Here is a 23748-nt window from a genome sequence, read left to right as displayed (position 1 = left end):
TATATTTTTAAAATGAGTTATTATTACCAATCAAATTTATCAGAATGGATGTAATCACTTCTAAAATCTCTCAGCTTTTCAAATTTTAGTGTTGCAATATTTAATTTCCAAACCGCTCCTTTTTCCGAATAGGGGTCTATTAATAATTCTGCCTCATATGGCGCTGTCTGTCTAAGTTCAGAAATCCAACGAAGACCGTCATCCACTACGGGTAAAACAGTTCCATCATTTTTCCAAACAACTAACGTCTCCCCTCCTACCAGGCACCAATCATTATTCTCACTTATTAACCCACATGAAGGGTCGCCGTAAAAATCACCCATATTGGTTTCTTTACTACCTTTTTTCCAAATAAGATAGGCGTATTCAAATTCGTGGCCTAAAATCAGCTGGTCAGTTTCATACAACACCCGAAAGTGCGGGTTTTTTATTCTTTTATTCATCGAATCAATACTAACAAAAAAAGCACAGTTTCTAAAACTACGCCCTTTTCTATCTTGATTCTTATCTCTTGGTTCTTGACTCTTAATCTTAGTACCTCTAATACTTCGAATTAAACAAACCTGCAACAATTACTGCCCCTATATGCCCAAGGCGGGTATCCACAAAACTGCAAATTTCGGTATTAAAAACGAGTAAATGCTGACACTGTTTTGTCAGTACTTTTTGCATTTTTCATGGTGACTTTGATGCAAAAAACTACTATGGTGCACTGGAAATGCATTTTTTGCCAAGAAAATTGGCCGTCTCACTGTTCCACCCTGTTCTATATGTTCCACTGTGAACAGCAACGTTTTTTATCAATTATTACTACCGGGTTGCTACCCTGCCGTAAGGGATTACCTTAGCAGCCTAACCGCACGAAAAAAGGGAGCAACTTACGCCGCTCCCTCATATATTTTACCTTTCGGGTATCAAGTCAATTAGTACCTGTAATACTCCGGTTTAAACGGACCTTCAACAGTTACACCAATATAATCAGCTTGATCCTGGTCTAAAACTTCCAGCTCAACGCCAATTTTGGCAAGGTGTAAGCGGGCAACTTTTTCGTCAAGGTGTTTTGGCAGGGTGTAAACTTTGTTTTCGTATTGTGCACCGTTGTTCCAAAGCTCAAGCTGCGCTAAAGTTTGGTTGGTGAACGAGTTACTCATTACAAAGCTTGGGTGACCTGTTGCACAGCCTAAGTTTACCAAACGGCCTTCGGCTAATATGATAAGGTCTTTACCGTCGATGGTGTATTTGTCAACCTGTGGTTTAATTTCAATTTTGGTATCGCCATAAGCACCGTTTAACCAGGCCATGTCAATCTCGTTATCAAAGTGGCCAATGTTACAAACGATGGCTTTATCCTTCAACGCGCGGAAATGCTGCTCGCGAACAATGTTCATATTACCGGTTGCAGTAACAACAATATCAGCCTCGGCAATAGCAGTACCCAGCTTTTTAACTTCAAAGCCTTCCATTGCTGCCTGTAAAGCACAGATAGGGTCAATTTCGGTAACTATAACACGTACACCAGAGTTGCGCAATGAATCCGCAGAACCTTTACCAACATCGCCATAACCGCAAACAACAGCCACTTTACCGGCCATCATTACATCAGTTGCACGACGGATGGCGTCAACCAGCGATTCGCGACAGCCGTATTTATTATCAAATTTCGATTTGGTAACTGAGTCGTTAACGTTAATCGCAGGCATCGGCAATGTACCGGCTTTCATACGCTCATATAAGCGATGTACGCCAGTGGTAGTTTCTTCAGATAACCCTTTGATGCCTTCAATCAATTCAGGGAACCTGTCTAATACCATATTGGTTAAATCGCCTCCGTCATCTAAAATCATGTTCAATGGCTTGCGGTCTTCACCGAAGAATAGTGTTTGCTCAATGCACCAGTCAAACTCTTCAGCGTTCATACCTTTCCAGGCGTAAACTGAAGTACCTGCAGCAGCAATAGCGGCGGCAGCGTGATCCTGGGTTGAGAATATATTACATGACGACCAGGTAACTTCAGCACCCAGTTCAATCAAAGTTTCAATTAAAACAGCAGTTTGGATAGTCATGTGCAGGCAGCCGGCAATGCGCGCGCCTTTCAATGCTTTCGACGGGCCGTACTCTTTACGTAAAGCCATTAAGCCCGGCATTTCTGCCTCGGCTAATTCAATTTCCTTGCGGCCCCATTGAGCCAAAGAGATATCTTTTACTTTGAATTTTACAAATTCGGTCTCTACTGATGACATAGCTTTTCTTAGTTTTTTTCCAAAGGTAAGGCATCAGTTTATGAAAATGAAATAAGGAAGTTTAAGTTGCCATAGGATAAGTGAGATTAGCGGCTAGAGATCAGAGACTAGTTCAATACCCGGCGTTAAAGAGCCTAAATGGCTATGAACTATGAACCCTTACCCTACTTCAATAACCTTCTGCTCAACTCTTGGCAGCTTATTTGCCTGGGCGAGTTTGTTATTCTGGGTCATTGACAGGCTGCCGTTGTAAACAGCGCCATTTTCAACCTGCAGGGTTTGGGTGCGTATCTCGCCGGTTACTTTGCCGGAGGCTTTAATTTCAAGGGAATTTGTTTGGATGTTGCCGTGCACTTCGCCGTAAATAACCATTTCCTTGGTGATGACGTTACCCTGGATAGTGCCTTTTTCGCCGATTATCAGGCCCTCATCAACCATTACATCGCCGGTTATTTGCCCATCGATACGTGCATAGGCAGGCGCTTTTAGGTTGCCATCAAAAATACATCCCTCACTAATCAATGTGGATATTGATTGCAGATCCAATGCAACTTTCTCTTTTTTTGAAAATAATGCCATGATTGGTTTTGTTATTAATTATTAAGCGTTAAAAACTTAATGGGGTTAATAGCCTTGCCGTCTTTGCGCACTTCATAATGTAAATGGTTACCGGTTGAGTGCCCGGTTGAACCTATTTCACCAATTTTTTGGCCAACGGTAACTTCCTGTCCCACTTTTACCGTGATGCGCGAAAGGTGTCCGTATAAAGTTTCAAAATTATTGGCGTGGGCAATTCTAACACAATTGCCATAGCCGCCATAACGCCCTGCAAAAACAACTTTACCAGTTGCGGTACATTTTGCTTCGTCCCCGCGTTCGCCTTTAAAATCAATGCCGGGATGAAACTCGGCGTTTGATGTATTAAAAGGGTCGCTACGATAGCCAAAATACGATGTCAATGAGCTTACCCGCGGGTAACCCATAGGCGTAAAAGCTACAGTATGCACCAGGCGATTTAAATATTCATCATACAACGAGTAGGTTTCTGAATCGGTAAGCTTGGCTGCTTCGGCATTGCCATTGCCGCCAACAGCTTTAGTTGCAAAGCCTTTTAAGCCGCGTTTTTTTAGATAGTCGTTTATGGTTTTAAGCTTAACTTCGATGGATTGGATATAATCCTGGGCAGTGGTAGCTTTTTTTTGTTCGATATCGGCCGGGGGCACCTCGCCTTTAAGCTTGGTAAGCTGGGCTACAAGGCGTTGTTTTTCTTCTTCCTGCTGCTGGCTTTTGTGCGTAAGGTATATTACCGAAAGGGTTAATACTGTAATTACTGCTAAAATACCGAGCACGTAATGTCTCAGCCTTTCGATGTGTTTTGTTTTAACCTGCAGCGTTTGCGAGCCTTCTTTGTTTTTGTTTACAATAATAACTGTACTTACGTCAGACGGTTTCAATTTCATCGTAACTTTAATTAGGGGCAGCAAGATAGTTAATGCCTTTAGAAAATCAAAATGATGTTTTCGTTAATATTTGAAAATCAGAAGGTTTCATTTATTGTGTAAAAACTCAAAATTTTCTGATTTTTCACGCTTGTTCTTTGCGATTTCTCAACTCCCGGACTTTCCGACTTCGGACTTCCGACTTCTCCCCGTCCGTCAGCAAATTGTTATTATTCGCATTTTTAAACGTTTACTGCTTATCATTTCTTATTTTTGTATTTACAATTTAGAAAACAGAAAAAATGTATCCGGAATATTTAGTAGCCCCAATGCGGGAAGAACTGACCAGGGTTGGCTTTGAAGAGTTAAAAGATGCAGATGCGGTTACCAAAGCTATTGAAAGCGAAGGAACAGTGTTTGTGATGGTAAATTCGGTTTGCGGCTGTGCTGCTGCCAACGCACGCCCTGCTGCACGTATGGCAGCACAAAGTGAAAAACATCCTGATAAGCTGGTAACAGTTTTTGCAGGTATGGAAACAGATGCAGTGAATAAAGCGCGTAATTATATGCTGCCTTATCCTCCGTCATCTCCTTCAATGGCGCTGTTTAAGGATGGCAAATTGGTACACATCATCGAGCGTCATCAAATTGAAGGCCGCCCTGCACAAATGATTGCCGATAACCTTATTGGTGCCTTTGAACAATATTGCTAAAGATTTTTATACCTATAAAATAAAACCCGGCTGGCTCTTGCTAACCGGGTTTTTGTTTTTTAATCACTTTGGTTATTTAAAGAAATACCCCAACGAAAAGCCAAGTGCCTGGTTATGAATACGAACGGAGGGATCGTTCGACAGGTTCTGTATGCCAAGGCCATACTGAACGCTTAGGGTTACGTTGCTGGTAAACTGGTAACCGCCAATAAAATTAAAGCCAAAATCAGGGTTGTGTATTTCATCAATGCCACTGCCGAAATGCACGGACTGGGTTTGACTGGTTGGCTGCCCGTTAGCATCAGTAAGTAAAGGTGCACTGCCCGACAGGCCGAAACCTACATAAGGGCCGCCGCCTATAAATACGCTGCCTTTGCGTACAGGCGCATGGTATAAAAAGTTAACAGGGATTTCGAGGTAGTTGAACGTCACTTTCGAAGCTGTTAGGCCCACCGTCCCGCTGCCATCACCGTTTGTGGTCGAACTGCCGCCTTTTGTGCTGTACAATATCCCTGGTTGTATAGAGAATGATTTATCAAATTTAAAATCAACCACTCCGCCAACGTGAAAGCCTGTTAAGCTGGCTGAAGTTCCGGTAAGGTTGCTAACCGTAGCTGAAAATGTAGAGAAATTAACCCCTGCCTTTACGCCATAAGTTATTGTTTGTGCATAAATGCTCGTTGTGCCAATCAGCGCGATAGTTAGTAAAAGTAATTTCTTCATGAATCGGGATTTAAGTGGTTTATGTATAAAGGTAAACAAATGCAATTAAACTAAGTCATTCGCAATTTTACAGCATGTAGCTTATCTGCGCCCGTACTGCAATGCATACGGAATAGGTGTCGGCATTTTTTTCACGATGTTATCGGGAGTAACGTATACCAATTCAAGCTTACGGCCACCATCCTTCTGAAAATATTCTATCCGCAAAGGGTAAAAGCCTTTTTTTAACGGAACGATGTATGATCGCGCCAGGTCATCACCATGCAGGCCGTCAAGATCAATTATCAGCTTGTCGCCGAGATATACCTTTGAGCCGTCGTCGGATGATATTCCAAAAATATAATAACCGTCCTGCTTAATTTCAAATTGCCCGTCAACAACCACGGCAAAATTATTTTGACGGGGCAGCTTATTTATATCGAAAGTACTATCGGCAACACCTTTTTTAACGGGCGTTAAATTTTTAAAATCAGGCAGTTTGTCCCATTGGCCTTCGTAATAGGCATAGTTAAAACCGCCGGGTTTGTAATTTTTTTTGAGCGGTGTTGTGGCCTGATAGTTGCCGGCCCTAAACTCGCCGGCAATGGTTTTGTCGAATTTAGGGTTGCTGGCAATCTGGCGAAAAGTAACTGTTGCAGGGCCCGGCAAATCCAATTCGGGCTTTACAAGCGGCGATGTTATCGAAGGCTGCGAACCGTCAAGCGTATAATGTACCTTCGTGGTATCATCAAAATACCAAATCTTTACTGGCTTGTCCTTTAAAACAATGCCGTTTGTTGGATGAAACACGATGGGTCTTCCGCCATAATCGCTGTACGCAAACCTTAAGCCGTCGTACATGTTTTTTAACCTTACTGTACCGTGCGATTCGCCGGGATAAGCTTTTACTACCCATCTAAAACCAGCGGGCGCGTCTTTTTTCAACAGGCTGTCCATGGGGTTAATGTTCATCTCTTTCATGCCCTGCCCTTCTCGTCCACCTATATAAAGCGATTTTGCTTTATTAGCCAGCGAAGGCAATTTGTCCTTAACCTGCTTAAGCATAACGCCATTATCCCACCAATAGCTTGGGTCGCCCGCGATGTAATTGGTAAAAAGCTGCGGCTCATTCAACAGGGCATAAGTAACAAACACGCCGCCGAATGAATGGCCGAAGAGCGTATTATCGCCATCAGAAGGATAGGTTTTGTTGATATATGGTATCAGCTCATCCTTAAAAAACTTCAGGAATTTACTTGCCGAACCCGATGTTTTGTTACCGTTGGAATGGGTTGGCAAAAAGTCCCTGTCGCGGTCGGTATTTATCAGGCCGACGATTATAGTTGGCGGCATACCGCCTTCGCTTTCGATAAAACGCTGTATATCGCTTGCCAGCTTTATGTTCCCATCGTCTAGTACGTAAAGCACATCAAATTTACCTGCCTGGCCTGCTTTATATTTCTCCGGTAATATTACCTGGATGACACGTTTCTCATTTAACACAACCGAATTAATGGAATCGCGCTTACCGGGCATATCTTGCGCACGGGCGCAACCAATAAGATTAAATATTAATGCAACAGCAACCGTTAAAAAAAGGCGGGGTCTATTTTTCATGATGATAAGCATTTGATTAAAGATAAGACTGTGAATTGACACATATAGTTACAGCCGAAAATTTAATAAATATAAAAAAGCAGCCTGTGTTGCTACAAGCTGCGACTAGGATTTGATGCCTTCCGATAGCAACCGCGATCACTCCGAACGCAAACTCTTTATCGGGTTTACCAAAGCAGCTTTAATTGCATGGAAGCTTACCGTTGCCACGGCCACCAGTATTATCAATCCACCCGAAAGGGCGAACATCCACCATTGTACGGGCGTATGATAGGCGAAAGTCTGCAGCCATTTATCGGTGGCATACCAAGCAACCGGGATAGCGATTAACATGGCAATAACAACCAGCGATAAAAACTCTGTTGAGAGTAATGCAAACAACGAGCCCACACTGGCACCCAAAACTTTGCGGATACCTATTTCCTTAATACGCCGCTCGGCGGTAAACATTGCCAGGCCTAATAAGCCAAGGCACGATATTAAAATGGCCAGTACGGCAAATGCGTTCGAAAGGTCGCTCACCACCTGCTCATCGTTATATAATTTTTTATATTCTTCGTCGGAGAAGGTATAAGAAAACTGGAAATTGGGGTTTAACTGCCGGTAAAGGTTTTGCAAACTGGCTATTGCCTGTTTTGTTTTCCCCGGTTGCGTCCTGATTAGCGCACTGCCGAAAGACTGATGTTCACCAAAACGTAAAATCATTGGCCTGATTTCTTCATGTAAAGAGTTGTAATGGAAATCCTTTAAAACGCCGATAATCCTGCCCGGCCTTTGACGGAATGTTAACCGCCTGCCCACAGGGTCAGCATAGCCTATTTTTTTTGCCGCAGCTTCGTTAATCAAAAACCCTGTGGTATCACTGGGGAATACCTTCGAATAATCCCTGCCGCTAAGCAACTTCAATTTCATGGTTTGGGTAAAGTTATATCCTACTGCCGCCTGCGTAAACTGCAGGTTTAAATTGGGGTCTTTTCCATCCCAGTCAGTATCGCCGTCGCTGGTTTCAATATTGGTGGGCGTGGTTGTTATACGGGTGACGGATTGAATACCGGGCATCCGTAACGCCTCATCCTTAAAAACTTCAAATTTGGCAGGCAGGGTACCTTCCAATGGCATATAAACCAGGTTTTCCTTGTCGTAACCGAGGTTGATGCATTGAATATAGTTTACCTGCCGGGAAATGATGAGCGTGCCGATAATTAGTATAACAGACAATACAAACTGGAACACCACCAACCCTTTACGGAATACGGTACTGCCCGATTCAATTTTCATAGTGCCCTTTAACACTTTAACCGGGTTAAATGACGACAGAAATATCGCAGGGTAACTGCCAGAAACTATACCGGTTATTAAAGTAATTGACACCAGTTTCACCCAAAACAGCGGTTGGCTAAACGGCAGGTCAATTTTTTTTTGGGTAACAATATTAAAATACGGCAGCAGCAATGCCAGTAAAAACAGCGCAAATAATACGGCAACCGAAGTTAACAGTACCGACTCCCCTATAAATTGTTTTATCAATACGCCCCGCACCGCGCCGACTACCTTACGCACGCCAATTTCGCGTGCACGTTTAACCGAACGGGCAGTGGTCAGGTTCATGAAATTGATACAGGCTATCAGTAAGATAAAAACTGCGACAATGCTGAACAGGTTAACATAGCCTATGCGGCCGCCTTCCAACTGCCCGTCAACAAAATTACCGTGCAGGTAGAATTCGCTGTATGGCTGCATACCCAGTTCGTTTGAATGCGCCCCTTTTTGCTGGTCGCCATTATACTTGTCCATTAAATGCAGAATCTTTTTTTCTACCAGTGCAGGGTTCGCGTTTTCTCTTAGCTGGATAAACACACCGGGGCCAATGGTAGTAATTTGCCTGGCCCATTCATTTTCCTGCAGAAACCATTCCCAATTGGTTAGGTATTCAAACTTTCGTGATGAGTTTGCCGGGATGTTTTCAAATACCGCAGTAACGCTTAAGTCTTTTTTATCATCATACCGGATGGTTTTCCCCATTGCGTTTTGCGCGCTGCCGAAAAAATCTTCGGCCATTTTCCTGGAGATTGCTATTCCAAGGGGCGCAGTGAGGGCGGTTTTAGGGTTGCCCTGCAACAGTTTATAACTGAACATTTTAAAAAAATCTTCGTTGGCCGAGTTGCCCGCCTGTTTTAATATTTTATCGCCTACCTTAAATATGTGCTGCCCGTTAAAACCAATTGCCGAAGCGTATTCAATTTCGGGAATATTTGTTTTCAAAAGCGTATCCAATATGCCTGATGTACCATAGCTTGCAATAGCTTTATGCTCCGAATAAAAGCGCTCGTAGATGCTGAACAACCGTTTATTGTTTTTATGAAACGTATCAACGTCCAACTCGTTTTGCACCCAAAGCAAAATAAGCAAACTGCAAACAAGCCCAACCGAAAGGCCTGCCATGTTTATAAAGGTATGGGCCTTGTTCCTCACCAGGTTACGCCAGGCCACTTTTAAATAGTTTCGTATCATTTTGTTAGTTTATAGTTAATGGTTAATAAATCATGGCCGGAGTTTCTTTTTTCAACTAGTCTCTGGTCCCTAATCACTCGGAACGCAAACTCTTTATCGGGTTAACGATGGCTACTTTTATAGATTCGTAACTAACTGTTACCCACGAAATAATTAATGCAGCCAGAGAGGACAAAACGAATACGGCCCAGCCGATACTGATATGATAGGCAAAGCCTTCCAGCCAATGGTTAACCGCAAACCACGAAACTGGTATAGCTATAACTATGGCTATGAGGATCAGCCTTGTAAAGCCTGTCGACAATAAATAAACGATATTTACCAGCGAAGCGCCCAACACCTTGCGCACGCCTATCTCACGCGTGCGCTGCTCGGCCATAAATGCCGACAACCCATATAAACCAAGACACGAAATAAAGATAGCTAAACCTGCAAACAGGTTAAATATGCTGCCCATTTTTTGCTCGCCTCTGTACATCCGCGCCAAATCCTGGTTCAGGAAATCATATTTAAAGGGATAGGTGGGATTAAGACTGCGGCTTATTTGTTCAAGGGCTTTTATAGTAGCCACAGTAGTTTTGGCTTGAGTCCTTAAGATGATGTAGCCACCATAACGGTTAAACCGTAGCACCAGCGGTTCAATAGATTGTTGAATGGGCTTAAAATTAAAGTCTTGCACCACTCCAATGATGTTACCTTTCATCCCCTGAAATTTCAGGGGTTTGCCTATGGCATTATCCTTACTAAGCCCAATTACGGCAATCATCTTCTCGTTAACGACATATTTGTTAGAATCAGTTTTAAACGCGTTTGAAAAGCCCCGCCCTTTCAATATCTTCATTTTAAATACTGAAATAAAATCTTCGCTGACATCCATCGACGGGATAACTATTTGTGATTTTGGGTCTTTCCCGTCCCATTGTACATTAAGCGTACCGGCTATAAGGTTGATGGGCAAATCACTAACAACGGCAAAATTGGCCGTAAGCGGGTTACGCTTCAGCTCGGTTTTTAATGCCTGTTGTTTGTTCCACATATCGCCGTTCATTGGCATATACAGCAGGTTAGCTTTCTCGAAACCTGGGTTACGGTTTTGGATAAATTTAAGCTGGTTGTAAATAGTAACTGTGCCTACAAGCAGCAGGATGGAGACGACAAATTGCATTACAACCAGTGTGTTGCGAAAGGTTAGGTTACCGCCCATCGACTTCATATTGCCTTTAAGCACTTTAACAGGGTTAAAGCCCGAGAGGAACAAAAAAGGGTAGCTGCCCGAAATAAAGCCCGTAAGTATAGCAATACCGATCAGGCTTAACCAAAGCTTTGTATCTAAAAAATTAATGTTAAGCTGTTTATCCGCAAGGTTGTTAAACACCGGTAAAAACAGGTATACCATTGCCAATGCCAACAGCAAAGCCAAAAACGATATCAGTACAGATTCGCTTAAAAATTGGAGGATAAGCTGCCCGCGGATAGCGCCGGATACTTTACGCAAGCCTATTTCCCTTGCTCTGCGGGCTGAACGTGCAGTAGCCAGGTTCATGAAATTGATGCAGGCCACTATGAGGATTAAAATGGCAACGATAAAGAAAATGGTGACGTATTGCGAATTTCCATGGCCTTCCAAATCTACCTGCAACGGGGTTGCGAGATGGATTGAAGTTAAAGGCTGTAATTGAAAAACTATTTTTTGATTGGGTTGATGCGCTTTGTAAATCGCATTCATCTTGTTATTAAAACGCAAGAGTGACTCAGGGGAAGACACGAAATTTTTATCAAGCACCACATAGCTGTAATAATTAAAGTTACCCCAGGTGTTAGTTTTCAAATCATAATCATCCTTAGCAATTGACGACATCGGCAAAAGAAAATCAAACTGCAAGTGAGAGTTGGCAGGGATATTAGCCAAAACACCGGTAACCACCACATTACTGCCGTTGTCTTTACGTAGCACTTTGCCTATGGCATCTTCTTGTCCAAAGTATTTCTTTGCCATATCCTGCGTAAGCAGCACGCCATCAACCCGGTTTAAAGCTGTTGAAGGATCGCCCTTAACCAATTGGAAGGAGAAGACCTGGAAAAAAGTAGAATCAACATAAAAAACCCGCTTTTCCTCAAATTTCCGTGTCCCCGCTTCAAACAAGTTACTCGAAAGGTGGCTCAACCTTACCGTATTTTTTATTTCGGGCATTTGCGCTTTCAAGCCGGCTGGCATGCCAGCTGTGTTTACTGCTGCTTTAAAACCGCTTGCGTCGCAGGTAATGCGATAAGTTTGATCTGCGTTTTTGTGAAAGCGGTCGTAGCTTAACTCGTTCTGCACCCAAAGCAATATCAGGATGCTTGAAGCCATACCAATGGCCAGTCCCGATAAATTAATAAACGAATAGGCTTTATGCCTGGTAATGTTTCTCCAGGCAATTTTAAAATAGTTTCGTATCATAATAGTTTATCGTTAATTCCGCACGTGCGGATGGTTCATAGCCGAACCTATTAATATAAAACACATGCCATTTATATAAACAACTCATTATAAATCATTTAAAATACATATTTACTTCTACAGATGTTCGCATCCGAACAGTTTGCGTGCGGTTTTGACCTGTTGGGCCAATATCACACGAAAAATAAAAAGCTTGGGAGTTGTAACATATTTGAATACAAGCCTATCATAGCTTTATTGTTAAAAACTTTATAATTTAGCTTTAAATTAACTGACCCGTATTTATCCTAAACGCGTATGATAAAGAACTTTTACTTTATTCTCCTGCTATTTATTGCCCCTGCTGCGTTTGCTCAACGCACGTATATCCAGTGTGGCAAACTGATTGACGGCATTGCCGGCAAGGTGCAAACCGAGGTTACGATAGTTGTTGATGGCAACATGATAACCGGCGTCCAAAAAGGCTATGTTAGCGGCAATGCCGGCGACAAGGTTATCGACCTGAAAAACAAAACAGTAATGCCCGGCCTTATTGATTGCCATGTGCACCTGGAAAGCCAGGGCAGTAAAAATTCATTGATAGAAGGCTTTACATTAACCGATGCCGATATAGCTTACAAAGCAGCGGTATACGCTAAACGTACGCTGATGGCAGGTTTTACTACTGTGCGCGATTTGGGCGGCAGCGGCGTAAACATCAGCTTGCGTAAGGCTGTGCAAAAAGGCGAAGTTGACGGTCCAAGGATATTTACTGCAGGCAGGGCCATATCTGGCACAGGCGGCCACATGGATAATTCGGTAGGATTCAGGGATGATGCCTTTAACCACAAAATGGGCCCGGAAGATGGCGTTGCTGACGGCCGCGACGAATTGATAAAAGCGGTGCGTTTCCAGTTTAAGCGTGGATCGGATGTTATCAAGATAGCCTCAACCGGCGGCGTACTTGATTTGAGCGAAAACAGCTCGGGCGCCGAGTTTTCGGTAGATGAAATAAAAGCTGTGGTTGAAACTGCCAAAGATTACGGCCTGCGCGTGGCCTGCCATGCTCACGGCGCCGAAGGGATCAAAAGGGCCATACTTGGCGGGGTTACTTCAATTGAGCATGGCACCTTCATGAACGAGGAAGATATGGAGCTGGCAAAAAAATACGGGACTTATTTGGTACCTACCATCATTGCCGGGAAATCGGTTGCTGATTCTGCAAAAATAAGCGGCTATTTTCCGCCCGTTATTGCGCGTAAGGCGATGGAAGTTGGCACAGTGATACAGCAAACATTTGGAAAGGCCTACAAGGCGGGTGTAAAAATAGCGTTCGGCACCGATGCCGGTGTGTACGCCCATGGAAAAAACGCCAAGGAATTTGAGTACATGGTTGAGGCCGGAATGCCGCCAATGGAGGCCATAAAAGCTGCAACCACCAGCGCCGCCGATTTGCTGGGCGTAAGCGATAAACTGGGCAGCGTTGAAAAAGGTAAACTTGCCGACATTGTGGCCGTTGACGGCGACCCACTGCAAGACATTAAAGTAATGCAACATATGGCCTTTATAATGAAGGACGGAAAAATATACTTACAATAATATTAACCTAAATACGCAAACAAAGTAGATACGTAATGCATTGTGTATCTTATTAAAAGAACAAAAAACCTATACAAATAAATAACCATGAATTTTAAAAAACTATCACCATTTATCCTTTCGGGCCTGTTTGTTGGGCTTGCTGCAACGGGGGTAAATGCACAGGCTACCAAACCGGAAGACCCGGCAATGAAAATTTACCGCGAAACACCGCCAAAAATTAACGATTTGGTGCACACCAAACTTGACGTGCGTTTCGATTATAAAAAACGCTTCCTGTATGGCAAAGAATGGGTTACTTTGAAGCCGCATTTTTACCCAACTGATACCTTAAGGCTCGACGCTAAAGGTATGGACCTTAAAACCATAGCCATTGTAAAAAATGGCAAAAATGTGCCGCTGAAGTTCAGGTATGACGATAGTCTTACCGTGGCTATCCAACTGGACAAAGTTTATCATAGTACTGAAAGCTATACCATCTACATTGATTATACTGCAAAGCCAAATCAATTGCATATTAAGGGTAGCGCAGCTATAAACGATGCAAAAGGGCTATACTTTATTAATCCCGATGGCACCGAAAAAGATAAGCCGATCCAGATTTGGACACAAGGCGAAACTACCGGTTCATCGTGCTGGTTCCCTACTATTGATTTGTCGGAACAAAAAACTACAGACGAAATCAGCATGACCGTGCTGAATAAATATGTAACACTATCAAACGGTAAACTGGTATCGCAAAAAGTTAACGGCGATGGCACACGTACCGATACCTGGAAACAGGATCTGCCACACTCACCATACCTGTTTATGATGGCCGTTGGCGATTTTAAAATTTATAAAGATAAATGGCGTGATAAAGAAGTTAGCTATTACCTGGAGCCTAAATACGCCCCTTATGCCAAGCAGATTTTCGGCATGACGCCGGAGCTGATTGAGTTTTATTCAAAAACCCTTGGTGTTGATTATCCATGGGCCAAGTACTCGCAGATTGTGGTACGTGACTACGTGAGCGGTGCGATGGAAAATACTTCGGCGACCTTACATGGCGAGTACGTGCAGGAAACCCCGCGCGAACTGATTGATGCCAACTATGATGCCGGCCGCAGCACCATCGCGCACGAGCTTTTCCACCAATGGTTTGGCGATTTGGTTACTGCCGAAAGCTGGAGCAACCTTACCGTAAATGAATCATTTGCCGACTTCAGCGAAATGCTTTGGGCCGAGCACAAATACGGCCAGGATGAAGCCGATTCGCACAGTAACGATGCGATGCAAAACTACCTGGGCTCGCCTGATGCTAAAGGCAAAAACCTGGTTCGCTTTCACTATGTTGACAAAGAGGACGTTTTTGACGTTGTAACCTACCAAAAAGGCGGCCGCATTTTAAACATGTTGCGCAACTACTTGGGTAAAGAGGCTTTTTACAAAGGTTTAGGGTTATACCTGAAAACCAACGCTTACAAAGAAGGCGAACCGCACCAACTGCGTTTGGCCCTTGAGCAAGTGAGCGGGCGCGACCTTACCTGGTTTTTTAACCAATGGTATTATGGTGCTGGTCACCCGGAGCTAAAAATAAGCTACAAATATGATGATGCTACCAAAACAGAAACTGTTTACTTAGCACAAACCCAGGAAGGCCAAACATTTAAACTACCAATGGCTATTGACATTTACGCCGGCGGTAAAAAGAACAGGTACAAAGTTTGGATGAACGATAAGGCGGATACGCTTAATTTCCAATCGGCAACCAAGCCCGATTTGGTAAATGTTGACGCTGATAAAACTTTACTTACCAAAAAAACCGACGACAAAACTCTTGACGAATTTGCGTTCCAGTACTTTAATGCGCCATTATTTATGGACCGCCTGGAAGCCATAACTTTCGCGGGTAACCACCAAAGCGACAAGGTCGGACAAAAAGTAATGATCGCTGCTTTAAAGGATAAATATTATGGTTTGCGCATTCGTGCCATCAGGGCGTTAAACATGAGCAACGATGATATACATAATGCAGCATTGCCGGTATTGGTTTCGTTAGCACAGACCGACGAAAACACATTGGTGCGTGCGGCGGCCTTAGCCAAACTTGGTGCTTTAAAGGCATCAGGCAATATGGCGCTGTTTCAGCAGGCATTAACCAGTCAATCGTACGCTGTGCAGGCTGCTGCCTTAAATGCAATTGCTTTGATTGACCCGGCACAATCGTTAACCATAGCCAAAGGTTTTGAGGCCGACAACAAAGGCGCACTTAGCCAGGCTATTGTGAATACTTATGCCCTGAACGGCACCAGCGAGCAATGGCCATATATCTACAAAAAATATATGGACGCTGGGCCGCAGAATAAGTTTGGCCTAACCCGCAGCTTTGCAGCAATGACAGGTCGCGTTGATAAGCCTGAATATGCGCAGCAAGGCATCAGTGCCCTTAAGGATTTGGGTATTAAATACAAACAATTTGGCGTTGGCCCATTTGTTACCGGTTTACTAACCACCATTAAAGGCCAGCGCGAAAAACTGAATGATACCGCCTCAGCAAAAGCTGCTGATGAAGCCGTCAAAGCGGTAAATGACGCAAAGTAGTATTTAATAAAGACGCCCCGATACATCGGGGCGTCTTTATTAAAGCAGCCGGTTTCGAAAGGGGCCGGCTGTTTTTTTTAACATTTTCCGTATGAGAATTAACGTGATTTAACATTTCGTTTCTCTAAATTTGTTTTGCATGCGTGGTTAAGACGCGAAGTATCGCGCCTCTACGTTGCACCTAAATTAAATCGTTATGAAAAAAATAATAATTGCTTTTATATTATTCGGGAGTGCCTACCAGCTAAAGGCACAGCAGGTAAAGGTTAATCCTGCCGATAGTATTTTGGCATCCATAAACAATTCAATTAAAGCTCAAAACAACTCCTGGAAACAGTTGACATCAGGTCTGAAAGCAGACCAGGCGCTGGCTTTATACGTTGATAAAACAGACGCCCAGGCTTCGTTAAACAATCTGTATTTCTCCAACAATATGCCGGTTGTAGTTTTACCGGGGAACTCAAAAATGCCGGTTGCACGATTAGATGGATATGATAAAATGCCTGTTAAATCGGCAAATTCCGACAACGGTATCGTCAATCAGCAATTCTTCAAGAGTTTGCCTACCTTTAGACTTCCGGCAGCACTTTCCCCTGCTCCTGTAAAGTAACAACATGTGCGCCTGATTTTTTTTGCGCCTCGCGGATAAGTTTTCCCTGCTCACGTTGTTCAACTACCTCATCAAAACTTGTCTCATAAGTGGGATGGTTGGTGTGCATAACCCTATCCCAAAAGTTAAAATAAAGGCCATAATTGCATTTCACTAGCCGGTGGTGCATGTTATGATGCGTGGATGTGTTGTGCCATTTAAACAGCATGTGGCTGGCAAACCCTTTTGGGAAAAGTTCGTAACCCAAATGCCCGGCTACGTTCAGCAGCAACGAGTATAATCCGAAAATAACTATAGTTGTGGCATGGCGAGGAATGGTGAAAGCTATCAACGGGATAATGCCTACCTCAACGACGGCCTCAATCGGGTGAAAAGCATAAGCCGCAAAAGGTGTTGGGTTGATAGACAAATGATGTACTTTATGCACGTATTTAAATATCGGCTTCCAGTGCATCAGCCGATGCGTCCAATAGAAATAAGTATCATGCATTAGTATCATCAGCACGATGCTGAAAAAATAGTAGAAGTAGCCATACTTATCAAACGGCGTATATACCAGCGTCAGCCCTTTCATACCGGCTATTACCGTCAGCATTATTATCACTCCAAATATCAGTACGGTAAAGAAAGAATATTTTATTTCGCGAAAAATGTGCTGTTTTTCCGGGTAGCGCTGCTGAATTTTTGAGGCCCAGTACCGCTTATTTTTCCATACATAAAAAACCAGGTAAAACGACCCCGTAAACAGCAGGTAGCGCACGGCTATGTTCAGCAGTAGTTTTAAAGCATCGAATGATAATAGCGATTGCATATCTTACTAAACGTTAAAAATCAAAAATCCTTATTCAACAATTTCTCCAGCTCCGCAAAGCTGATGTTCATTTTAACACGGCCTTGCTTGGCATATGATATTTCGCCGGTTTCTTCGGATACGATGATCGCCGTGGCATCGTTGGATTCCGTTACACCAATACCGGCACGATGACGCAAACCAAACTGTGTTGGCAGATCGGTTTTCTCGGTAAGCGGTAAAATACAGCTGGCCGATTTTATTTTATTTTCGGAAATCACCACCGCGCCGTCATGCAGCGGACTGCTTTTTTGAAAAATACTTTCCAGCAAACGCTTTGATATTTTGGCCTCAATCATTTCGCAACTGTTTTGGTAAAATTGTTCATCGTAATATTTGGCAAAAACTATCAACGCGCCGGTACGGGTTTGTTTCAAGCTCTTGCAAGCATCAATAATGGGTTTGATACGGGCATAGTTATCTTTTTCAATTTGGGCCTTACCGAAAAAATACTGCCACCAGGCTTTGTTGCGCTGCAGCGAAGCATTTTTACCCACCAGCAGTAGAAAACGTCGAATTTCCTGCTGAAACAGGACGATTACCGCAATAATACCAACGTCAGCCACCTTTTTCAATATACCCGCAAGCAGGGGCATTTTGCTTTCGGGCACTATAAAATACAGCACGTATATCAGCGCAAGCCCTATAAAAATATTAGCAGCGATTGTCCCCCTAATCAGGTTGTACAGCTGGTATATAATTATGGCCAGCAGTACAATATCTAAAATGGAGAAGGGTGTTATCTTGAAAAGCTTAAAATCAAACGCTTGCATAAAAGCGAAGTTAGGTATTTAGTCCGAAAGTCGGGAAAGTCAGTAAAGTCAGTAAAGATAACTTACGGTCTTTTTTCAGCAGCACATCATCCCATAAACGGTCCGCCGGGTACACCCCAGCCCCATTGAGGCATGGGTACATTTGGGTCTTCCGTTACTTCGGCTGTGTTTGAGTTGATTACCGCTATGCGGGTGCCCCATTCCAGGTAAGCGAGGAATGCCGAGCGAAATTCCGGGTCGGAAGGCAGAGATAGTTCGTCGGCTGTTTGCAGCAACAGTTCCATCCAGCGTTTGCGGTGAGTCTCGGTAAGGTATTTTTGAAGGTGCTTTTGTATCATGCGGAAATGGTCGCCCTCGCTTTCGCTGTAAACTTTGGGCCCGCCTAACACTTCCGCCACAAAATGGGCCACATGCAGCCGATGCTGTGGCGACATATGCTTGAAAACCGGTTCAAGTATATCGTCGGCTAAAACTTTATCGTAAAATTTATCGAAAAGCGTCTCAAAAACCGGCATACCGCCGGCCCACTCGTAAAGTGTGGGAATTGGAGTTGCATTGTTCTCTGCCATCGGAATAAAGATTTGTGGTAAATTTAGTCCGAAAATAGAAAAAGCGCGTAACGTCAGACAGAAACTTTTGTAACCTAAATCTCATATCTTTTAGCTTCTGGCTAAGCCTTTAATCCCTCTTTCTTTGGAAATATAAGTGAAGAAGCCACACTAATCACCAAAATAGCCAGGATAATCAGCAAGGAGCGGCCGGTGGTTAAGCCAATTGCGTCTACATATTCCGCAGCAAGCATCTTAAGGCCAATAAACGCCAGCAAAATGGATAAGCCAACCTTCAGGTAATGGAATTTATCGATAATGTTAACCAACAGGAAGAACATAGAGCGCAAACCCAGTATGGCAAATATGTTTGAAAAGAAAACAATATAAGGATCCTTGGTTATAGAAAATATCGCAGGGATGGAATCCACCGCAAAAACCAAATCGGTAACCTCAATGATAATAAGCACCAAAAACAACGGTGTGATTAGTTTTTTGTGGTCGATTTTTACGAAGAACTTGCTCCCTTCAAACTGCGGGTGAACGGCAAAGTATTTGGATGCAAATTTTACGACTCTGTGGTTCTCGGGGTCAATTTCGTCTTCCTGGTTGCGGTTAATAAACATGGTAACGCCGGTGTAAACCAAGAAGGCGCCGAAAATGTATAGTACCCAGTGAAAGTGCGAGATTAGTGTGGAACCCAGGAAAATAAATGCAAACCGCATCAGCACCGCACCCAATATCCCCCAAAAAAGCACTTTATGGTAATGCCTCGGACTAACGCCAAAAGCGGTAAACACCAGCACCATTACAAAAATATTATCAACCGATAGCGCATACTCGACCACATAACCTGTGATAAATTCCAGGCCGAGATTTTTGCGATATAGTTCGAGGCCACCAGCCAGGTTGCCGGGGATTAGCTTAAGGTGATGAAAGTTTTTCTCATTTATCTGTTGCAACGCTGTAAAGCTGTCAACATGGTGCAACAGGTGGCCGAATTGCAAAATCAACCCATAAAATATCAGCGCCAGCGTTACCCAAACAGCGCTCATGATACCTGCCTGTTTCAAGCTTACGGCCTTATCGGTTTTGGCAAAAAGGCCAAGGTCGAGCGATAGCATTATTAAAATGAATGCAATAAACGCCGATATAAAAATTAATTCGCTGCTCATTATTTATTGCGTTCGGTAGTAAAACGTACCAGTTGCTCAAGGCTCCGGCGCGATTCGCCGTCAGGGAATGTATTCAATATAGCAAACGCTTCGTCCTGGTACTTTTTCATTTGTGTTTCGGCATATTGCAGGCCACCGGTTTCTTTTACAAAACTGATGATTCGGGCTATTTTTTCGGGGTCGTCGTTGTGGTTTTTAACCAGGTTTATCATTTGCTTCTTAACATCGCTTTTGCTGTTGTTGAGCGAGTATATAAGCGGCAGGGTAACTTTTTTTTCTTTTATATCGATGCCAAGCGGCTTGCCAACGTCGTCGGTACCAAAATCGAACATATCATCCTTTATCTGGAAGGCGATGCCGATTTTCTCGCCAAACAGGCGCATCTTCTCTATAGTCTCGTCGTTAGCCCCAGCCGATGCAGCGCCACATTCGCAGCAACTGGCGATAAGGCTGGCCGTTTTCTGGCGTATCACCTCGTAATAAACCTTTTCTTCAATATCCATCCGGCGCACTTTCTCAACCTGTAACAGTTCGCCCTCAATCATCTGCTCCATGGCAGTTGATACTATTTTTAAAAAGCGGTAGTCATCGTGCTTCATGGACAACAACAAGCCTTTGGAAAGCAGGAAATCGCCCACCAAAACGGCTATCTTATTTTTCCATAAAGCGTTGATAGAGAAAAAACTGCGGCGTTGATAAGAGTTATCAACCACATCATCATGAATCAATGTAGCTGTGTGCAGCAGTTCAACAAGTGCGGCGCCCCGGTGGGTAGATTCATTAATCCCCCCGCAAATACTGGCTGAAAAAAAAACGAACATCGGCCGTATCTGCTTGCCCTTGCGTTTTACAATGTAATGGGTAATGCGGTCGAGCAGCGGTACCGAACTTTGCATCGACGCCTTAAACTTGCCTTCAAAAACATCAATTTCAGCCGCAATAGGTTTTTTAATCTCGTTGATGCTCAACATTCAGTTACACGCTTTTTACAGGTGCAAACATAAGGAAAAAGTTCGTAGTTGGTTCATGGTTGATAGTTCATGGTTCATGGTAGCTGCAATTGGCAATTCGGCCCTGCTGCTACTGCAACTGCATTTCCGGCTATGAACTATGAACCATAAACTATCAACCATGAACTACTCAGCTTTCGGTGCCAGTTCGCCGTACAAATAAGCAGAGGTAACACCTCCGTCCATCAAAAAATCGCTGCCCGTAATAAATGCTCCATCCTGGCCCATTAATAAAGCGCCAACTGCCCCTACCTCGTCGGGGGTGCCGGCGCGGCCTACGGCAGAAAGATTTATCATCCGCCGGTATCCATCACCCCGTGGACCGGACAGTTCGTCCTTTGCAAGTGGGGTAATAATTATCCCGGGGCTAATGGTGTTGATGCGTGCGCCCCGTTTACCCCATTTCACAGCTTCGGCCATTACCCGCAAGGAGTTTCCCCTTTTTGATAACTGATAGGCGTGCAGCGAATCTTTAACCTGATCGGGTTGAACCAAAGGAAGAGACAATAGCTGTTCTACAGGCGTGGTTGCAAGGGCCTTATCCTGCTCCGGCGTTAGCGCCGGCAGCCGATGCCCCGATTGTGAAGCAATTACCACACCCGAACCACCGCTTTGTATAACTTTACCGAATTCTTCTAGTATAAGCGCTGTGCCATACAAATCGACCTTAAGTATTGTTGACGGCGATGCCTGTGAAGGCGAAACGCCCGCAGCGTGGATAAGACCGGTAATGCCTCCAATTGCTGTCGCTGTTTCAATCAATGCAAGTACGGATTCCCGGCTCGATACGTCCACAATCGCAGTGCTAACATCAAAACCGGCTTCGCTAAGTGTTTTTGCGGCTGCATTGCTGTTTTCCTGGCGCAGGTCGGCTAATAGTATATGCTTTCCTGCACTTACACGCCGTGCAATTGCCTGGCCGATTGAGCCCGCGCCAATAACTACTACTACGCTTATTGATTTTTTCTCCATGGGTTATTTAAATTCTAAATATGCGAAAAATCCGCTCATTCAAAGTTACTGCTACAATTAAACGCACGTTAACAACAATAAAAAAAAATAAGATTTTCAAACAGCGATTAACCGACACGTCCGTTGCTGGCTTTCAGTTATGTAACCAGCAAGCATGAAATCCACACCCTGATTAAACCTTTTATCATAAAACCACTCTATTACTACAACAACACTAATTAAGAAAGATTACAGTCGTGCAATTTATCGCATCAAACATAACGACCGCGTAAGATAATTAGTCCAAAGTCTGTAGTAGATAGTCTTGAGTCGTTTTTTGACTTTAGACTTCCGGCTCAAGACTCAAGACTTAAAAAATAGTGATTATAGTTTTTGTATAGGTTAAGTTTTCATGACGCGTCCGGGGTTTTTGCCCTGGGCGCTTTTTTATTTAATAATAAAAGCAATATTATTTTACCTTTGCAATCCAAATCCGGAGAGGTGTCTGAGTGGTCGAAAGAGCACGCCTGGAAAGTGTGTATACTTCAAAAGGGTATCGAGGGTTCGAATCCCTCCCTCTCCGCCAAGTAGTCTTTATAGACGGTTAAAAACGCTTAAAATCTATGATTTTAGGCGTTTTTGCTTTATAAGCTATCCAAATTCGACCATAATTTCTCAATCTGATCGAGACCTCTTGCGAGACCTATTTGGTACCGCTAACTTTAGGTCTCGCTAAGCACCATAAAAGTCTATTAGTTAACCTTTTACAGCAAAGCGATGATCAGTACAATTTGTATCAATTTCAATTTAAAAAAGACCAAAACTCTAGCCAATGGAACCGCTCCAATTTATTTAAGAATTACTATTGATGGCAGTAGAGTAGAATTTTCCACAAAGCGTTATGTCACAGCCAGCCGATGGAATTCGAAATCTCAAAAAATGACCGGCACGACTGAAGACGCAAGAATATTTAATATGTATTTGAAAACCCTGGAACAATTAGTCTTTGCGGCGCATCATTCAATGATGGAAGCCAGATTGCCAATAACTGCGGATACGTTAAAGGATCGCCTGTTTGGCAAGCCAGAAATCGATGAGCCTCGAACATTGATTCCTGTTTTTAAAGAACACAATTGGAGAATAGCAGCACTAGTCGGAAAACAATATGCAGCCGGCACACTAGAGCGCTACACAACCAGTCTTAGACATACTATCGACTTTATAAACTGGCATTATAAAGCAAAGGATATCGAAATAGGAAAAATAGACCATGATTTTATATCATCGTATGATTTTTTTCTGAGATCTGAAAGAAACTGCTGCAATAATACAGCTGTCAAATATTTAAAAAACTTTAAAAAAATAGTTCGGATATGCTTAAACAATGGTTGGATTAATAAGGATCCTTTTATTACGTATAAAACGAGATTGACAGAAGTGACCCCTGCCTTTCTTACTCACGATGAGCTTATGCGAATCGAAAAAAAGCAATTCGAAAATGAAAGGCTTAAGCAGGTTCGGGATACATTTCTTTTCAGTTGTTATACGGGTTTAGCATATGTGGATGTAAATAAATTAAAACGGTCGGAAGTAACAACGGGAATCGATGGAAAACAATGGATTTATACAAATAGGCAGAAAACTGACACCGCGTCAAGGATTCCATTGCTGCAAGTACCATTATCTATTCTTTCCTCTTACGAAAATCATCCGCAGTGCATTAGTAGTGACCGATTACTTCCAGTTTTAAGCAATCAAAAAATGAACGCATATTTAAAGGAGATTGCGGACATCTGCGGAATTGAAAAACCTTTTACTTATCATACTGCACGCCATACTTTTGCAACAACTGTCACGCTTTCAAATGGCGTTCCAATCGAAACAGTTTCTAAAATGCTGGGGCACAAAAATATTCGCACAACGCAGCATTATGCAAAAATTCTCGATATCCAAGTAAGTAAGGATATGGCCAAATTAAGTGAAAGATTGGACCAAAATTCCTAACCAG

19 protein-coding genes and 1 tRNA gene are annotated in these 23748 nt (G+C 43.2%); 6 read left to right on the top strand and 14 right to left on the bottom strand.

What is annotated here, in order from left to right; translation table 11 throughout:
• Positions 1 to 23: 23 nt before the first annotated feature.
• The 4 genes from Q0R52_RS28300 to Q0R52_RS28285 all read right to left on the bottom strand — a co-directional run bounded on the left by Q0R52_RS28300 (position 24) and on the right by Q0R52_RS28285 (position 3700).
• Complete coding sequence (locus Q0R52_RS28300; protein WP_295801762.1) at positions 24 to 443, bottom strand: hypothetical protein; 420 nt, start codon at positions 441 to 443, stop codon at positions 24 to 26.
• A 480-nt stretch (positions 444 to 923) separates the two neighbouring features.
• Positions 924 to 2240 carry an adenosylhomocysteinase gene (ahcY, locus tag Q0R52_RS28295; RefSeq protein WP_295801761.1) on the bottom strand — a complete coding sequence of 439 codons (1317 nt, stop codon included), beginning with the start codon at positions 2238 to 2240 and terminating at the stop codon, positions 924 to 926.
• A gap of 159 nt (positions 2241 to 2399) precedes the next feature.
• A complete protein-coding gene (locus Q0R52_RS28290) occupies positions 2400 to 2819 on the bottom strand; it encodes a polymer-forming cytoskeletal protein (RefSeq protein ID WP_295801759.1) in 420 nt (139 codons plus the stop codon).
• A gap of 14 nt (positions 2820 to 2833) precedes the next feature.
• A complete protein-coding gene (locus Q0R52_RS28285) occupies positions 2834 to 3700 on the bottom strand; it encodes a M23 family metallopeptidase (RefSeq protein WP_252788990.1) in 867 nt (288 codons plus the stop codon).
• Positions 3701 to 3981: 281 nt separating this feature from the next.
• Here Q0R52_RS28285 and Q0R52_RS28280 point away from each other — a divergent pair, with 281 nt between their 5' ends.
• The gene (locus Q0R52_RS28280; RefSeq protein WP_252788991.1) at positions 3982 to 4392 is read left to right on the top strand and encodes a BrxA/BrxB family bacilliredoxin; all 411 of its coding nucleotides are present in this window, start codon (positions 3982 to 3984) and stop codon (positions 4390 to 4392) included.
• A gap of 72 nt (positions 4393 to 4464) precedes the next feature.
• On the opposite strand, the gene Q0R52_RS28275 is transcribed toward Q0R52_RS28280, so the two are convergent.
• From Q0R52_RS28275 to Q0R52_RS28260, 4 genes are all read right to left on the bottom strand, one after another.
• Positions 4465 to 5115, bottom strand: a complete 651-nt coding sequence (locus tag Q0R52_RS28275) for a porin family protein (RefSeq protein WP_295801751.1) — start codon at positions 5113 to 5115, stop codon at positions 4465 to 4467.
• 81 nt (positions 5116 to 5196) lie between these two features.
• Positions 5197 to 6711, bottom strand: coding sequence for a PA14 domain-containing protein (locus Q0R52_RS28270; protein ID WP_295801750.1), 1515 nt, complete (start codon positions 6709 to 6711; stop codon positions 5197 to 5199).
• Positions 6712 to 6849: 138 nt separating this feature from the next.
• Entirely contained in the window at positions 6850 to 9222 is a 2373-nt protein-coding gene (locus Q0R52_RS28265) for an ABC transporter permease (RefSeq protein WP_295801748.1), read from the bottom strand.
• Between the two features lie 73 nt (positions 9223 to 9295).
• Positions 9296 to 11662, bottom strand: coding sequence for an ABC transporter permease (locus Q0R52_RS28260; RefSeq protein WP_295801746.1), 2367 nt, complete (start codon positions 11660 to 11662; stop codon positions 9296 to 9298).
• A gap of 297 nt (positions 11663 to 11959) precedes the next feature.
• On the opposite strand from Q0R52_RS28260, the gene Q0R52_RS28255 reads away from it, so the two are divergent.
• The 3 genes from Q0R52_RS28255 (at position 11960) to Q0R52_RS28245 (ending at position 16433) form a co-directional block, all read left to right on the top strand.
• Positions 11960 to 13240, top strand: a complete 1281-nt coding sequence (locus Q0R52_RS28255) for an amidohydrolase family protein (RefSeq protein WP_295801744.1) — start codon at positions 11960 to 11962, stop codon at positions 13238 to 13240.
• An 87-nt stretch (positions 13241 to 13327) separates the two neighbouring features.
• The gene (locus tag Q0R52_RS28250) at positions 13328 to 15823 is read left to right on the top strand and encodes a M1 family aminopeptidase (protein ID WP_295801741.1); all 2496 of its coding nucleotides are present in this window, start codon (positions 13328 to 13330) and stop codon (positions 15821 to 15823) included.
• Positions 15824 to 16019: 196 nt separating this feature from the next.
• On the top strand, positions 16020 to 16433 hold the full coding sequence (locus tag Q0R52_RS28245; protein ID WP_295801739.1) for a hypothetical protein: 414 nt from the start codon (positions 16020 to 16022) through the stop codon (positions 16431 to 16433).
• Here Q0R52_RS28245 and Q0R52_RS28240 read toward each other — a convergent pair.
• The 6 genes from Q0R52_RS28240 to Q0R52_RS28215 all read right to left on the bottom strand — a co-directional run bounded on the left by Q0R52_RS28240 (position 16393) and on the right by Q0R52_RS28215 (position 21761).
• Positions 16393 to 17244, bottom strand: coding sequence for a sterol desaturase family protein (locus Q0R52_RS28240; protein WP_295801737.1), 852 nt, complete (start codon positions 17242 to 17244; stop codon positions 16393 to 16395). The genes Q0R52_RS28245 and Q0R52_RS28240 overlap by 41 nt on opposite strands.
• 20 nt (positions 17245 to 17264) lie before the next feature.
• The gene (gene cdaA / locus Q0R52_RS28235; RefSeq protein WP_252789000.1) at positions 17265 to 18056 is read right to left on the bottom strand and encodes a diadenylate cyclase CdaA; all 792 of its coding nucleotides are present in this window, start codon (positions 18054 to 18056) and stop codon (positions 17265 to 17267) included.
• Between the two features lie 86 nt (positions 18057 to 18142).
• Complete coding sequence (locus tag Q0R52_RS28230) at positions 18143 to 18625, bottom strand: group II truncated hemoglobin (RefSeq protein ID WP_295801734.1); 483 nt, start codon at positions 18623 to 18625, stop codon at positions 18143 to 18145.
• Between the two features lie 101 nt (positions 18626 to 18726).
• Positions 18727 to 19779: a TerC/Alx family metal homeostasis membrane protein gene (locus Q0R52_RS28225; RefSeq protein ID WP_295801731.1), complete on the bottom strand. Its 1053-nt coding sequence runs from the start codon at positions 19777 to 19779 to the stop codon at positions 18727 to 18729.
• Entirely contained in the window at positions 19779 to 20750 is a 972-nt protein-coding gene (locus tag Q0R52_RS28220; RefSeq protein ID WP_252789003.1) for a polyprenyl synthetase family protein, read from the bottom strand. The genes Q0R52_RS28225 and Q0R52_RS28220 overlap by 1 nt, the downstream gene beginning before the upstream one ends.
• Positions 20751 to 20915: 165 nt before the next feature.
• A complete protein-coding gene (locus Q0R52_RS28215; protein ID WP_295801726.1) occupies positions 20916 to 21761 on the bottom strand; it encodes an SDR family oxidoreductase in 846 nt (281 codons plus the stop codon).
• A gap of 474 nt (positions 21762 to 22235) precedes the next feature.
• Here Q0R52_RS28215 and Q0R52_RS28210 point away from each other — a divergent pair.
• Positions 22236 to 22326 (top strand) — tRNA-Ser (locus tag Q0R52_RS28210).
• Positions 22327 to 22517: 191 nt separating this feature from the next.
• On the top strand, positions 22518 to 23744 hold the full coding sequence (locus tag Q0R52_RS28205; protein ID WP_295801724.1) for a site-specific integrase: 1227 nt from the start codon (positions 22518 to 22520) through the stop codon (positions 23742 to 23744).
• Positions 23745 to 23748 lie beyond the last annotated feature (4 nt).

It is taken from the genome of Mucilaginibacter sp. (genome assembly GCF_025359345.1).
Classification (GTDB): domain Bacteria; phylum Bacteroidota; class Bacteroidia; order Sphingobacteriales; family Sphingobacteriaceae; genus Mucilaginibacter.
The sequence above is the reverse complement of the archived record's forward strand: the minus strand, read 5'-3'. Positions and strand labels throughout refer to the sequence as shown.